The sequence below is a fragment of the Streptomyces reniochalinae genome (assembly GCF_003323735.1).
In the GTDB taxonomy this organism is placed as follows: domain Bacteria; phylum Actinomycetota; class Actinomycetes; order Streptomycetales; family Streptomycetaceae; genus Streptomyces; species Streptomyces reniochalinae.
On the sequence record NZ_QOIM01000042.1, the window covers coordinates 135,492 to 148,732 of the forward strand.

General features: G+C 73.9%; 11 protein-coding genes. 7 read left to right on the forward strand and 4 right to left on the reverse strand.

All coding sequences use genetic code 11. The annotated features are described in order from the left end of the window. Positions 1-78: 78 nt before the first annotated feature. Positions 79-3,876 (forward strand): BTAD domain-containing putative transcriptional regulator, encoded by a 3,798-nt coding sequence (locus DQ392_RS25980; RefSeq protein WP_114018149.1) that lies wholly within the window; start codon positions 79-81, stop codon positions 3,874-3,876. A gap of 258 nt (positions 3,877-4,134) precedes the next feature. Here the strand turns inward: DQ392_RS25980 and DQ392_RS25985 are convergent, their stop codons facing one another. The 3 genes from DQ392_RS25985 to DQ392_RS25995 all read right to left on the reverse strand — a co-directional run bounded on the left by DQ392_RS25985 (position 4,135) and on the right by DQ392_RS25995 (position 6,638). Then, positions 4,135-4,830, reverse strand: coding sequence for a LysM peptidoglycan-binding domain-containing protein (locus DQ392_RS25985; RefSeq protein WP_114018150.1), 696 nt, complete (start codon positions 4,828-4,830; stop codon positions 4,135-4,137). A gap of 252 nt (positions 4,831-5,082) precedes the next feature. Further along, positions 5,083-5,511 (reverse strand): pyridoxamine 5'-phosphate oxidase family protein, encoded by a 429-nt coding sequence (locus DQ392_RS25990; protein WP_114018151.1) that lies wholly within the window; start codon positions 5,509-5,511, stop codon positions 5,083-5,085. 56 nt (positions 5,512-5,567) lie between these two features. Continuing rightward, complete coding sequence (locus DQ392_RS25995) at positions 5,568-6,638, reverse strand: PucR family transcriptional regulator (protein WP_114018152.1); 1,071 nt, start codon at positions 6,636-6,638, stop codon at positions 5,568-5,570. Between the two features lie 516 nt (positions 6,639-7,154). Between DQ392_RS25995 and DQ392_RS26000 the strand changes: the two genes are divergently transcribed. Together DQ392_RS26000 and DQ392_RS26005 are read left to right on the forward strand one after the other, a co-directional pair. Then, complete coding sequence (locus DQ392_RS26000; protein WP_114018153.1) at positions 7,155-7,586, forward strand: hypothetical protein; 432 nt, start codon at positions 7,155-7,157, stop codon at positions 7,584-7,586. Beyond that, positions 7,583-7,918, forward strand: a complete 336-nt coding sequence (locus tag DQ392_RS26005) for a winged helix-turn-helix domain-containing protein (RefSeq protein ID WP_114018154.1) — start codon at positions 7,583-7,585, stop codon at positions 7,916-7,918. Before DQ392_RS26000 ends, DQ392_RS26005 begins: the two co-directional genes overlap by 4 nt. Before the next feature lie 227 nt (positions 7,919-8,145). Here the strand turns inward: DQ392_RS26005 and DQ392_RS36290 are convergent, their stop codons facing one another. After that, positions 8,146-8,454, reverse strand: a complete 309-nt coding sequence (locus tag DQ392_RS36290) for a LysR family transcriptional regulator (protein WP_114018155.1) — start codon at positions 8,452-8,454, stop codon at positions 8,146-8,148. Between the two features lie 506 nt (positions 8,455-8,960). Here DQ392_RS36290 and DQ392_RS26015 point away from each other — a divergent pair. Genes DQ392_RS26015 through DQ392_RS26030 form a run of 4 tightly spaced genes read left to right on the forward strand, consistent with a single transcriptional unit; the run spans position 8,961 to position 13,240 of the window. Beyond that, the gene (locus DQ392_RS26015; protein ID WP_181856590.1) at positions 8,961-9,842 is read left to right on the forward strand and encodes an ABC transporter ATP-binding protein; all 882 of its coding nucleotides are present in this window, start codon (positions 8,961-8,963) and stop codon (positions 9,840-9,842) included. After that, positions 9,839-10,996, forward strand: coding sequence for an ABC transporter permease (locus DQ392_RS26020; protein WP_114018157.1), 1,158 nt, complete (start codon positions 9,839-9,841; stop codon positions 10,994-10,996). The genes DQ392_RS26015 and DQ392_RS26020 overlap by 4 nt, the downstream gene beginning before the upstream one ends. Next, a complete protein-coding gene (locus DQ392_RS26025; protein WP_114018158.1) occupies positions 10,996-12,483 on the forward strand; it encodes a YcaO-like family protein in 1,488 nt (495 codons plus the stop codon). Before DQ392_RS26020 ends, DQ392_RS26025 begins: the two co-directional genes overlap by 1 nt. A 55-nt stretch (positions 12,484-12,538) precedes the next feature. After that, on the forward strand, positions 12,539-13,240 hold the full coding sequence (locus tag DQ392_RS26030) for a TOMM precursor leader peptide-binding protein (protein ID WP_114018159.1): 702 nt from the start codon (positions 12,539-12,541) through the stop codon (positions 13,238-13,240). The last annotated feature ends 1 nt before the right edge of the window (position 13,241 follow it).

Below are 13,241 nucleotides of genomic sequence, written 5' to 3' on the forward strand. Positions count from 1 at the left end.
CCCGACCGCACGTGCCTTCCCGCCCCTTCCGACCTCCTTCCGATCCCGACCGCACTTCTCACCCCAGGAGCACACGAGATGGCGCGCCGCAGTTCGACACCGGCACCGGACCCGCGCGGGTCCGGATCCCGCTCGCGCTCGCGCACGCCCGTGCCCGTGCGCACCCGCCGCACGACCGGGGACGTGCTCAAGGCCTTCCTCGCGTTCGTCGCGCTCGCCGCGCTCGTCGTCGGCGTACCCCTGGCGCTGGCCTCCTTCCTGGGCTGGCCGCTGCCGCGCCGGATGCCGTCCTTCGACATGCTGCGGGACGAGGTGAGCGTCGGCGTCTTCATCAACGTCCTCACCGTGGTGGTGTGGCTGGCGTGGGCGCAGTTCACCGCCTGCGTCCTGGTCGAGGCGAAAGCCGCGCTCTCGGGTGTCGGACTGCCCGCACGGGTGCCGGGCGCGGGCCCGAGCCAGCTGCTGGCCCGCCAACTGATCGCGGCGCTGCTGCTGCTGGGCTCCACCACCGGGAGTTTCGCCCCGGGCCTCGCGCAGCTCGGCCACACCATGCAGCCGCACCAACCGCAGCAGACCGTGGCCTCCGCCCAGCTGACGCCCGGCACGCAGCAGGCACCCACGGGCGCGGCGCACGCGGACGGCGCCGGGCTCTCCACCATGGGCGGACACGGTTCCGGCACGGACGTCGTCCTGGCGGGCGCCGGCACGCAGCACAGGGCGGCCCTTCCCGCATCGACCCGGGACCTGGCCGGCGACGGCAGCAACGCGGGCACGAAGTTCTACCGTATCCAGCCGCCCGAGGGGCGCCACCACGACTCCCTGTGGGAGATCGCCCAGCGTCACCTGGGCGACGGCCGCCGCTACAAGGAGATCTACCGCCTCAACAAGGACCGCTTGCAGCCGGACGGCTCCCGGCTCTCGGAGGCCAGCCTCATCCGGCCTGGCTGGATCATGGAGATGCCCGCCGACGCACACGGCGGCGAACTCGTCGAGATGCCGGAGGAGACGGACGGACTGAGCGAGCGGGAACGCGCCCAGTACGAGCGCTACCAGGCGGGTGGCGGCCACGACCGGGCGGACGGCGGCCAGGGCGGCGGTGGCCACCAGGACGGCAGCGGCTCGCAGGACGACGGCTCCCGGGACGGCGGCTCCCGGGACGGGGACGGGCGGGACGGCGGCTCGCAGGACCGGGAGGCGGAGGGCAGCGGCCGCGGCGACGACGGCACCCACCGGGACGGGCAGGAGGAGCGGGACGGGCAGGATCAGCCCTCCGACAGCACCGAGCAGCCGGACCGTCCCACCACGCCCGACGATTCGGACGCCGACGCCGACGCCGACGCCGACGCCGACGCCGACGCTGACCCGGGCCGAGACGCGGACGGCACCGGTACAGGGCCCGGCGTCGACGACGACGCGGGCACGGGCGACGGCGCCGACCACCCCGACGAGCAGCCCAGCGTGCCCGACAGCAGCACGGACCGGCCGCCCATGCAGCCTGCCCCGGACGCCCAGGACGACGGCGGCGGCCACGCGGACGACGGCACCCACGGGCAGGACGACAGCGGCGTCGGTCCTGACGACGGCGGTTCCGCCCAGGGCGGCGGCCCGGACGAGACCGTGGATGTCGCACCGGACGAACACACCCCCGACCGCCAGGAGCAGTCCGTCCCCGAGGGGCCCGCCGACCGGCAGCCGACGCGTCCTGACCACCTCGGCGACCGTACGGACCAGGACGGCGGCCCGGGGTCCGGCATCGACCAGCCGGACGACACCCGGACGGACACGCCCGAGAGCCCGCGTGACGGCGCGCGCGGCCAGACCCCCTCGGCCGACGGCCCGGACGGCCGCGGCGGAGACGGGGAAGACTCCAAGGGAGCCGGGAACGGCGCCCGGGAAGAGGGACAGGGCGACGACACCCCCACGGACCTCGACCGCGCGGACGGCGCCGAAGCCGGCCATGCGCACTCCGGACCCTCCCCGCGGGACGAGCACGCCGACGGCGCCGCGCTCGGCCCCGTCGGGCTGCCCGAAGCGCTGCTCGGCGCGCCCCTGCTGGCGGCCGGCATCCTCGCCGCGCTGGGCCGCAGGCGCCGCACGGCGCTGTGGCGTACCGTCACGGGCGGCACCCGGCGCGCCCCCGCCGACGACTTCGCACCCCCGTCCGATCCGGCGGCCCAGGCGCGTGACGCGCTCCTCGTCGGCGCCGACCCCGGCGCCGTCCGCTTCCTCGATCTGGCGCTGCGCGGGCTGGCGGAGGACCTGCGCGCGGCCGGCCGCCCGCTGCCCGTCGTCTACGCCGCGTGGCTGACCGATCAGGACCTGCACCTCCAACTCGCCGCGGCGGCGGGCGAACCCCCGGCACCCTGGCGCTACGGGCAGAGCGACGCCTTCTGGACGATCCAGCGCGCCCACACCCGCTTCGACGTCGACACCGCGCAGGCACCGCCCTATCCGGGGCTGGTCGGTCTCGGGCTGCGCGGCCGGGCACGGCTCCTGCTCAACGTGGAGTCCGTGCCGGGACTGGTCTCGGTCGCGGGCGATCCGGCGCTGCGCGAGGCCGTGCTGGCCTCGGTCGCCGCCGAACTCGCCACCGGCACCTGGTCGCGGAACCTCCACCTCACCCTCGTCGGCTTCGGCGAGGACCTGACCGCGCTGGCCCCCGAGCGGATGCGCCACCTGCCCGACGTCCCCGCGCTGCTCGCCGAGCAGCGGGAGCCCTCCGCACAGCGGGGGCCCTCGGCGCCGCACGAGGACACGGGCGGGCGGCAGCGGGTGGTGCTCGTCGGGGCCGAACCGACCGGGGAGGAGGCGCGCCGCCTCGCCGCACTCGCCACCGAAGGGGACGCGGGCGCGAGCGCCCCCGCCGACGGCTTCGTCGTCGGCGTCTCCCCGGGCCGGCTGCCCATGCCCAGCGTCGTGTGGGAGTTCGAGATCGACGACGACGGCACCCTCGCCGCCCCCCGCATGGGCCTCGACGTACGCGCCCAGCAGCTCCCCCGAGACCTGCGCGCCGCGGTCCTCGAACTCTTCGCCGACACCGACGACACGCAGGCCGGCGGCAGCGAGGGCCCCGGCTTCCGTGTCGACCTCAGCGAAAGCGGGCGCCCCGCCGTCTACGCGCGCCTGATGGGCGGCTACGAGGTCACCGGCGTCCAAACCCCCGAGGAGAACCGCGGGCCCCTCCTTCACGAAGCGCTCGCGCTCCTGCTGCTCAACCGCGACGGAGTGCACCCCCGCGTACTGGCCTCGGCGCTGTGGCCCAGGGGCGTCACCGACGACGTCCGCGACGCACTCGTCGAGCGGCTGCGCCACTGGCTCGGCCACGAGAGCGACGGCGCGCCCCGGCTCCTCACCTCGGACGACGGGCGACTGGTCCTGCGGCGCTCCGTCGTCTCCGACTGGGACGTGCTGCGCACCCTCCACCACGGCTGCACCGGCGAACGCGGCGCCAGGCTGTCCGCCGTCGTGCGCCGGGCGCAGCTGACCGACGCGCTCGACCTCGCCCGCGGCCCCCTGCTCGCCGACCGGCCCGCGGGGCGCTACGGCTGGCTGACCCACCACGTCGCCGAGGCGCAGCACCCCGTGCTCGTCGCCGAGATCGGGCTGGCCCTGGCCACCGAACACCTCAGGGCCGGCGCGCCCGACGCCGCCGTGCGTGCCGTGCGGTCGGCGCTGCACAGCGCCCCCGCGGACGAGCGGCTGTGGGAGCAGCTGGTGCGGGCCGCGCACGCCACGGGGGAGCGCGCGGCGCTGGACGAGGCCGTGCGGTGGGTGGTCGAGAGGGCGGATCCGGTGCGGGGCGTACCGCCGCGTACGGCGGCGCTCCTCGACGAGCTGGCTCCCGGCTGGAGTCCGGCCCCGACCGCCCTTCCGTGACCGGCTGCCCCGCCCCGCCTCGCAGCCGGCCCGCCGCCCCGGCGGAGGGAGCCGGCAGGGGGGTTGGTACGTCTCAGCCCGCGAACGCCAGGAGCGGCAGGGCCCAGCGGGCGCGCTGAGGAGAGCCCTGGCGCCCTCCCAGCGGACCGATTCGCGGGGAGGGCGCGGGCGAAGGCGTGAGGGGAGAAAGGACCGTGGCCCGTGCCCTCGGGGGAAGAGGCACGGGCCACGGCGGTCTCCGCGGGGAAGTGGAGGGTCTCAGCTGACCTGGAGCTTCTGGCCGGGGAAGATGAGGTCGGCGTCGCCGCCGACGGTGGACTTGTTGTCCTCGTACACCTGGTGCCAGGTGGTGTCGTGCGCCTCGGCGATCGCGCTGAGGGTGTCACCGGACTTGACGGTGTAGTTGCCGTGCCCCTTCTTGGGGGTCTGCTGCGGCTGCGAGGGCTGCGCCGGCTTCGGCTCGGCCTGCTGCTGCGGGCGCTGCTGCTCCTGCTGCGGCGCCTGCTTCTGCTGCGGCTGTGCCTGCTGCTGGGAGCCGCCGTCGCTGCCGCCGTCCGGGTTCACGTCGGCCGCGGGGCCACCGGAGGTGAGGCCGCCGGCACCGGCGCAGGCCCAGGCGCCCGGGCCCTGCATCTCGAGCAGCTTCTCGGCGACGGCGATCTGCTGCTCCTTGGTGGCCTGGTCGGCGCGCGGCGCGTACTTGGTGCCGCCGGCCGCGGCCCAGCTGGAGTTGTTGAACTGGAGGCCACCGTAGTAGCCGTTGCCGGTGTTGGCCTGCCAGTTGCCGGAGGACTCGCACTGGGCGACCTTCTCCCAGGTGTCCACGGAGGCGGCGTTCGCACCCGTGGCCGACACCAGAGGAAGGGCGACGGCTGCGCCGGCGACGCCGGTCACGGTGGCGATGCGCACGGCCTTGGTGGGTCGACGGTGACGGCCCTTGCCGGAGAACAGCATGGTCTTTCGTTCCTTACGGTCGCGGCTGTTCGCCCAGGAGTTCGGACGAACGTGTCGAGCGGGAGCGACAGTAGGCACAGCTGTCCGGATGCTCCAATTAGTGACCGCAAAGATCCTTCCTGGCGCTTGACACGCAATGGCGGCATCTGTGCTGGTGATGCGGGTGCGCGGAGATCGGTAAAACCGGGTGTGACGTAACCGTTGGAGACAAGCGTCACAGGTATGGGGCATTTGTGCGGTGTTGGGCGTGGGTCACCAGCCGGGGGGCTTGGCCGTGCCCAACGCGCGGTCGACGGCGATCTCGATGACGACCCGGTCGGCGTTGGGGCGCGGCGGCTTGTAGCGGCGCGTGTAGCGGGCTTCGGCGTCGGCCACCGACTCCGCGTCCTCGCGCACCAGGGCCGTCCCCTCGAGCGTGCACCAGCGACGCCCCTCCGCCTGGCTGACCGCCACCCGCACGCCGGGGCCCGCGGCCAGCACGTTGCGCACCTTCTTGCTGGAGCGGCTGCTGATGACCCGTGCCAGGCGCGTCGCCGGGTCGTAGGTCACCCCGACAGGCACCAGGTGCGGGGTGCCGTCGGGCCGCGGGGTGGCGAGGAAGCAGATGTGGCGCTCCTCCCAGAAACCGGGGGAGTCGCCGGGGTCCGGCTGTGCGGGCCCGTTGGAGGTGTGGGTGCTCATGCCGGGCACGCTACCGCCCGCGGCGAGGCGCTCCCCGAGAAGAGCTGAGCCGCTCCTCAGGGGGAACGCAGCGGTGTGGCGGGCCAGTCGAGCAGACGTGCGCCGATCACCGCGGTCTGCAACATGTAGCGGTGGGAGGGGTCGGTGGGGCTGGCACCGGTCAGCTGTTCGATTCGTGCCAGCCGGTAGGTGAAGGCCCGCACGCTCAGCGAGAGCCGGCGAGCGGCCTCCGCGGCCACGCAGCCGGTGTCGAAGTAGGCGGTCAGCGTCTCCAGCAGCGGCTGCGCACCGCCGCGCGCCGTGGTCAGCGGGCCCAGGGCGGCCAGCACCAGGTCGGCCATCGCCTGCCGGTCGCGCGTCAGCACGGGATAGACGAGCAGATCCGCCGCGTAGAGCACCGGCTCCTCCAGCTCCAGCCGCTCCGCGAGGTCCAGCACACTGAGCGCCTCCTCGTACGACTGCACCACGCCGCCGGGCCCCGGCTGCACCCGGCCGATCGCCACCTGGCCGCCGTCGGTGGCGGCGTAGCTGTGCTTGGCGAAATGGGTGAGCACATCGGGCTGGTCGCCGGGCGCGACGCACAAGAGCCTGCCGTCCTTCGTGGTCAGCAGGGTGTTGCGGTTCTGGAAGCGGGCGATGAGCGCCCGCTCGACCTGCCGCGCCACCGGGTCGCCCTCGTCGTAGGCGACGGGGCCGTGTGCGACGGCCACCGCATGGCTGTGCGAGAGCCGCAGCCCGAAGCGTTCGGCGCGCTCGGCGAGCCTGCCCAGGTCGCTGCGGCCGTGGAGCAGGTCGTCGATGAACTCCCGGCGCGCCGCCTCCTCCTGGCGGACGGCCTGCCGCTGGGCGCGCTCGTACCCCTCGGCCACCGCGTCGACGGCCTGGTGCATCCCGGCCAGCAGACTGTCGGGGTCACCCCGCAGAGAGGGCCACGCGGCGCGGGTCGCCTTCAGATGCGCGCCGACGAGGTCGCGCAGTCCGTATCCCGCGTCGGCGGCCCGCTCGCCCAGTGCGCGCCGGGCCTCCAACTCGTCGCGGGTCAGCCGCCGTCCGCTCGTGCACACCTCCGACAGGATCTGCGCGTATCCCGCCAGGTACTCCTGCGGTATCTCCGCCGTTCGGCTCATCCGCTGCCCCGTGCTCCGTCGTCCTGAGGTTTCCGCCGGACCGCGCGTCTCTTAACGGTTTCTTGACGCCGTCCGGCACGCAGACCCTAGAGAACTCTGCCGGGTTCCGGCAATGCGGGGAGGGCGGTGGGACCGCCAGTATGCGTGGTGAGGGGGAACGGGGAAGCGTCCCGGTGCCTCACACCGGCAGGGGGCGGTGCCGGGCACGGGCCGGGGGGCGGTGCGGGGCACCGGCCGGGTGAGGCACCGGGACGGTGGGGGAACGGGGGCGGGGAGGGAGGGGGAATCGGGGGGTTGAGGGGGAAACACGGGGGATCGGGGGAAAGTGGGGGGATCGGGGGAGAAGAGGGCGGAGGGGGTGGCCGGGCGGCAGTCGTGTGCGACGCGGCGCCGGCCTTCCCCGCCGCCCTCTCCTGCGGACTCGACATGATGCTTCGGTGACAACTACTTGCCAACGTGGAAAGTAGATGGCTACCGTGCAAGACGTAAGGGATCGTCAGCACGGGGAGGCATGTCATGGAGGCAGCGGAAGCGCGGGCCGCACTGGCGCGGCGGGACGCGGTGCAGGGAGTCGGGCGACGGGCCCACGCCCAGTGGTACGGGCGGTACCTGCTCGGTTTCCTCCTCTACACGCTGCTGCTGCTCGGGGCCGCGGCGGCCGCACGGACGGAACCCGCGGTCGGGGTCACGCTCAACGCGGTGGGCGCCGTCCTCGGGATCGCCGCGATGGGGTACGCGGGCACGCGGCCCGTCGTCACCCGCGACTTCCGCCGCTTCCACGCCGTCTTCAGCCTCGGCTGGACGGCGCTGTACGTGGCGGCGGTCGTCGTCGGATCCGTGTGGAGCGGAGGTGCCCCGGCCGCCTGGTGGTGGGCGTCGTTCGTGGTGCTGGGGGCCTGGAGCGGTGGCGCGGCGCTGCTGGCGCGACGGGCGCGTGGACGCCGATGAGTGCCACGCGCCACCCGAGGCACCGGCTGGACCCGTTGCTCCAGTCCCCGGTGCGCTTCTCCGTGATGGCGGCGCTGGCCTCCGCGGAGCGACTGGAGTTCCGCTTCGTGCGGGACGCGGTGGAGATCAACGACTCGGCCCTCTCCAAGCAGTCCGCGACGCTGGAGGAGGCAGGGCTCGTCGAGGTGGAGAAGGGGTATCTCGGCAAGCGCCCGCGCACCTGGCTGTCGGCCACCCCGAAGGGCAGGGAGGTCTTCCAGGAGCACTGCGCCTGCCTGCGGGAGATCGCCCGCGGTGTCGAGGCGGACCGGCTGCCTGCGGACAGTGCCTAGCCGAACGCGGGGTGCGGCACGCGGGGGTGCGGCACGCGCCGGCGGTGCACACCGAGCCGCGTGCGCACCGGGCTGGGCCCCTCGAGCAGTACGCGCCGGGCCGTGCGCGGCGAGCGGTGAGGCCGCGAGCCGAAGGCGGGGAGCGATGCTTCGCCCATCGCTCCCCGCCTTCTTCTCTTCTTTTCGGACGCGAATAGCCTTATTGGACTCGCGTCAATCCACGCGTATTAAGCGGCGCCTGCTTTTCGCATCGGCTCGGGCCGCTCTCCCGCGTGCGCGCGACAGGCGTGCCGGGACGACGGCCGCGTACGGCACAGCAGGTCCATCCGGCACAGAATGTCGTGCGCGACCGGAACCATCCGCCTACCCGTCTCCGTCAGGCTCATGCCTCCCGGTGTCCGGCGGAACAGCGGCTGCTGGGTGTGGACTTCGAGCTGTCTTATCTGATCGCTGATGCTGGCTGCCGAGTAGCCCAATTCGGTGGCGGTCCTGGTGACGCTGCCTGTGCGTGCGCAGGTCACAAATGCGCGAAGCATCCGATCGTTCACTGAGTCTCCCCGTGTAGCAAATTACGCAAACTCGGTGTTTTCCGGACACAAGGGCGTTGCGAGCGGTGCAGCCCGGGCGTGGGAGGTCATCCCGCGGTATCCGTATGTCGGATGCCCACTATTCCGCCCAAGCCACCTGCGACACAAGGAGCCTGACGGGCAGTGGGCCGCCGGCCACGTCGGTTGCGTGCTCAACTGCCTGTCGCGGCAGTCCGGTTCCCGGGTTTCGGTGTCTCCGAACACCTCTTGCCGTGCCCGCCGCGAGGGGGCAAGCATTGGCCGCGTTCACCGCCGACCAGCCGACAGGACGCATAGCGCAGAACGTGCCGACGTAATGCGCGTGACGTGGGGATGCAGCGTCTATGTTCAGGATTGAAGAGCAAAGCGAACGCCCGAAATCGTCGATTTCAGAAGAAACCGAAGAAGGCGCCTCGCATGCGCTCGCCGTCAGCGGACTCACCGTTCGGTACGGGGATTTCACGGCGGTAAAGGACGTGGAGTTCACCGTCGGACGCGGTGAGGTCTTCGGTCTGCTCGGCCGCAACGGGGCGGGCAAGACGAGCACCATCGCGGCGGTCACCGGGCTGCTGCGGCCCGCGCAGGGCCGGGTCCGCGTACTCGGCAGGGACGTCGAGGACGGGCCGCGCGGCGGAACCTGGCTGGGCGGTGCCCTCTCCCTCCAGCCGCAGAAGACCAGCCTTTTCCCGCGTCTCACCGTCGAGGAGACGCTGCTGATGTGGGCGTCCCTGTACCCGGAGCCCCGTCCGGTGCCCGCACTCATCGAGGAGTTGGGCCTCGGCCAGAAGGCGCGCACCCGCGCCGCGAAGCTCTCCGGCGGTCAGCAGCAGCGGCTGCTGCTGGCCACCGCGCTGGTCGGCAACACCCCGCTCGTCGTCCTCGACGAGCCGACCACAGGGCTGGACCCGCACGCCCGCCGCGACGCCTGGGCGGTCATCAACCGGGCCAGGTCCCGCGGCACGACCTTCCTGCTGAGCACGCACGCCATGGAGGAAGCCGAGGAGATGTGCGACCGGCTGGCCATCCTCCACGAGGGGCGGCTGCTCACCTCGGGTTCCCCGGCGCGGATCGTGCGCGACCTCACCCAGGGCAGCACGGTCACCGTCAGGTCGAACCAAGAGGGCCTCGCCGTGGCCGCGCGCGGACACTTCGGCGCCGACGCGGTCCACGAGCGGGCAGGTGGCGGCGGCACCCCCCGGTTCAGCGTGGCGACCGAGCGCCCCGAGCGGGCCGTCGCCTGGTTCGAGGAGCGGGCGCCCCAGGCCGACGTACGCGTGCACCGGCCGACGCTGGAAGACGCCTTCCTCGCCGCGACCGGCACCGAAGGACCCCGCGCGAGCGAGGGGAGCGAGCAGTGAGCACGGTCGAGACCGGCAGGACCAGGGCGAACGGTCCGCACGGCGCGCCCGGCGACGAGGCCGGCACCAGCGAGGCGGCCCGCGCGGCGCACCCGGGCGCAGGGCCGCGCACGAGCGGCGGCGCGGGCACGCGGGGGCAGTTCGCACCGCTGGCCAAGGGCATGACCAAGGAGCTGGTCCGCGATCCGATGGCGCTGTTCTTCAGCGTCGTCTTCCCGGTGCTGCTCGCCGGACTGTTCGTCGCGATCATGCAGCTGACGTGGGCGGGCGGCCCGTACAAGATCGCCGTGGTGGGCAGCGGGAGCCAGGCCACCCAGCTGGCGGACGCACTCGGTGACGGGTCGAAGGTCACCGCGCTCGACTCGCCGCGCGGCGCGCCCGAGGGCATGGACGCGGTCGTCGCGCCCACCGCCGACGGCGACACGCTGCGAGTCCTCACCGACCCGGAGAGCCCCTCGGTGGTGACCGCGCTGCGCGACGCGCTTCCGCAGACCGGCTGGGAGGGGCGCGGCATCGACGCGCTGGGCACCGACGGCACACCGCCGTTCGAGCCCATGCCGTTCGTGGTGCCGGGAGTTCTCGTCTTCGCCCTGATGTCGCTGGCCCTCACCGCCACCGCGGGCACCCTCGTCTCGCTCCGCGCCAACGGCACACTGCGGCTGCTGCGCACCACCCCGGCCAGGCCGCAGGCCATCCTCACCTCGCTGCTGCCTGCGCGGGGCGCGCTCGGCCTGGCGCTGCTGGCCGTGGCGGGTGTCGCCGCCACGGCGCTGGGACTGCTCACGCCGCTGTCCGGGCTGACGATGCTGCTGACGACGGCGCTGGGCATGTGGCTGCTGATGTCGGTGGGCTTCCTTTTGGGCGGCACCCTGCGCTCGCCCGAGCTGACCAACGCCATCTCAGGGCTGCTCACCCCCCTGCTGCTGATGGGCTCGGGCGTCCTCTTCCCGCTGGAGCTGATGCCCGACGGGCTCGCGGACGTCCTGTCCTGGAACCCGGTCGCGCTCCTGGGCGACGCGTTGCGGCACGACGTGACCGGCGGCGTCACCCGGCACGCGCAGTGGCTCGACTGGCTGCTGATCGCCGCCACCGCCGCCGTGCTGACCTTCGCGGCCGTCCGCGCCTTCCGCTGGGACACGGAGAAGAAGAACTGATGCATCCGACGACGACACCCGAACGCTCCGGGACCGCACCCGCGACCGGCACCGGGACCGCGACCGCACCGCCCACCGGGACCGCGACCGACGCAGCCGCGCACACCGGCGAGGGCGCGCCGCGGTTCGACGCCGCGACCGCCGAGCCGCCCGGTTCGCTGCGCAGGATGGGCGACCTCGTCTCGCCGTACGGGCTGGTCAGCGGCGCCATCCGGCTCCCCGGCAGCCCCGGCGACCCCGACTTCCCCATCTTCACGGCCTCCCTCGGCGACCCCGGGCACGTGCTGACCGGGCACGAGGACTGGGACCTGGGAGCCGAGCACGGCAACTTCGACGGCGCGGGCGGTGACCTCTCACCCGAGCGTGCCGCGCTGCTGGCGGTCGCCGAGTCCCTGGAGCGGTACTCCTCGTGCGCCCGCGACGCCGACCGCTACCGCTGGGCCACCGCCGAGGAACTCGGCGACGAGGCGGTGCCGCTGGACGCCTGGCCCAGGCTGTCGGCCGCCGAACTCGCGGCCGGTGGACACGGCCTGGTCGGGCCCGACCCCACGGCGCCGATGCGCTGGGTACGCGGCTGGTCCTTCACCCGGCGGCGGCCCGTGTGGGTGCCGGCGGTGCACGTGTGGCTGAAGAACCCGCCCGAGGCGCTGGGCGAGCGCGTCAGCCATCCGGTCTCCACCGGCTGCGCCGTGCACACGGACGTGACCTCCGCCGTCGTCAACGGGCTGCTGGAGGTCGTCGAACGCGACTCGATCGCCCTGACCTGGCTGCAACGGCTGCGGCTGCCCCGGCTGACCCTCGACGTCGAGCGACTGACGCCCAAGCAGCGCCAGTTCGTCGAGCGGGCCGACAACCCGCACGTGCGCACCCAGCTGTTCGACGCCACCACCGACCTCGGCATCCCCGTGATCTACGGGGTGCAGTTGGCCGACTCCGACCCCGCGCTGGCCCAGGTCGTCGCCGCCACCTGCGACCCCGACCCCGGTGAGGCCGTCGCCAAGCTCTACCGCGAGGCCGCCTCGCTGCGCATCGCGCTGCGCCACCACATCACCACCAGCGCCACCACGGAGACGGGCGCGGACGGCGGGGCCGAACAACTCGTCAACGTCGTCGGGGGAGCGGCCGAGGCCGGCCCTGTGGCCGCACGCGACCGCTTCTCGTTCCTGCTGGAGGGCGAGCGCGGGGAACGGCCGCTGTCCGCACTTCCGCGCCCCGCGGCCACCGACCCGCACACCGTGCTGTCCTGGCTGCTCAGGCGCCTGCACGCCCGGGGCTGCGAGGTCGTCGCCGTCGACCTGACGACCGACGAGGCGCGCCAGGTCGGTGCCACCGCGGTGCGGGTGGCCGTGCCGCAGCTGATGCCGCTCTCCTTCGTGCACCGGGCCCGCTACCTGGGCCACCCGAGGCTGTACGAGGCACCGCGGGCCATGGGGCATCCGGTGCTGTCCGAGGACGAGATCACCCCGCTCCCGCAGCCGTTCGCCTGACGCGCCACGCGCCGCCACCCGCGCGTCCCCATCCACCACCCGGGCAGGAGAAGCGATGCACACCGGAACGACCGGTCCCCGCAGACCGCTGTTTCTCGCGGCGGGAGCCTTCGGGCACGCCGTCACCGAGCGCCTGGCCAAGGCGTACACGGGCGCCGTCGTCATGGGCGTCGACGAGGGCAGCCACCCGAGTTTCTGGCCGGTCAGCGACCTGCTGGTGCTGGTCACCGACCATCCGCGCCCCGCGCTGGCCGAGGCGCTGGACAGCTCAGCGTACGCCTGGGGTGTGCCCTGGTTCCCGATCGAGCTGGAGCCGGTCGAGCTGCGCTGCGGCCCCGCCGTCGCGCCCGGCGCCGGCGCCTGCCACCGCTGCTTCACCCGGCGCCGCGCCCAGCACGACCGCTCGCCCCTGCCCGCCGAGGCACGCCGCCGCGAGAGCAACGAGCCCGGCGCGGAGCGCGTGACCGGTTACGCGCCCCACCACGTCGGCATGGCCGTCGCGTTGGCCCGCGCCGCCGTCCGCGACCTGTTCGGCCCGGACGCCGCCGCCGGGGCCGGGGAGAGCGGCGAAGCCGGCGCTGAGGGGCCGCGTGCCGCTGCCCACGTCCGCTCCGTGAACCTCGCCGACGGCAGAACCGCGCGCCACCGCGTCGTCGCCGTCGACCAGTGCCCGCGCTGCCGTCCGGCGCGCGGAGGCGAGGACCTCTCCTGGCGGATCTTCGAACCGCTGACCGACGCCGCACCGGTGGGGAGCTGAA

Excerpts from the sequence above, each read along its gene's own strand:
- DQ392_RS25980 (WP_114018149.1), top strand. The coding sequence starts at position 79 with ATGGCGCGCCGCAGTTCGACACCGGCACCGGACCCGCGCGGGTCCGGA.
- DQ392_RS25985 (WP_114018150.1), bottom strand. The coding sequence starts at position 4,830 with ATGCTGTTCTCCGGCAAGGGCCGTCACCGTCGACCCACCAAGGCCGTG.
- DQ392_RS25990 (WP_114018151.1), bottom strand. The coding sequence starts at position 5,511 with ATGAGCACCCACACCTCCAACGGGCCCGCACAGCCGGACCCCGGCGAC.
- DQ392_RS25995 (WP_114018152.1), bottom strand. The coding sequence starts at position 6,638 with ATGAGCCGAACGGCGGAGATACCGCAGGAGTACCTGGCGGGATACGCG.
- DQ392_RS26000 (WP_114018153.1), top strand. The coding sequence starts at position 7,155 with ATGGAGGCAGCGGAAGCGCGGGCCGCACTGGCGCGGCGGGACGCGGTG.
- DQ392_RS26005 (WP_114018154.1), top strand. The coding sequence starts at position 7,583 with ATGAGTGCCACGCGCCACCCGAGGCACCGGCTGGACCCGTTGCTCCAG.
- DQ392_RS36290 (WP_114018155.1), bottom strand. The coding sequence starts at position 8,454 with ATGCTTCGCGCATTTGTGACCTGCGCACGCACAGGCAGCGTCACCAGG.
- DQ392_RS26025 (WP_114018158.1), top strand. The coding sequence starts at position 10,996 with ATGCATCCGACGACGACACCCGAACGCTCCGGGACCGCACCCGCGACC.
- DQ392_RS26030 (WP_114018159.1), top strand. The coding sequence starts at position 12,539 with ATGCACACCGGAACGACCGGTCCCCGCAGACCGCTGTTTCTCGCGGCG.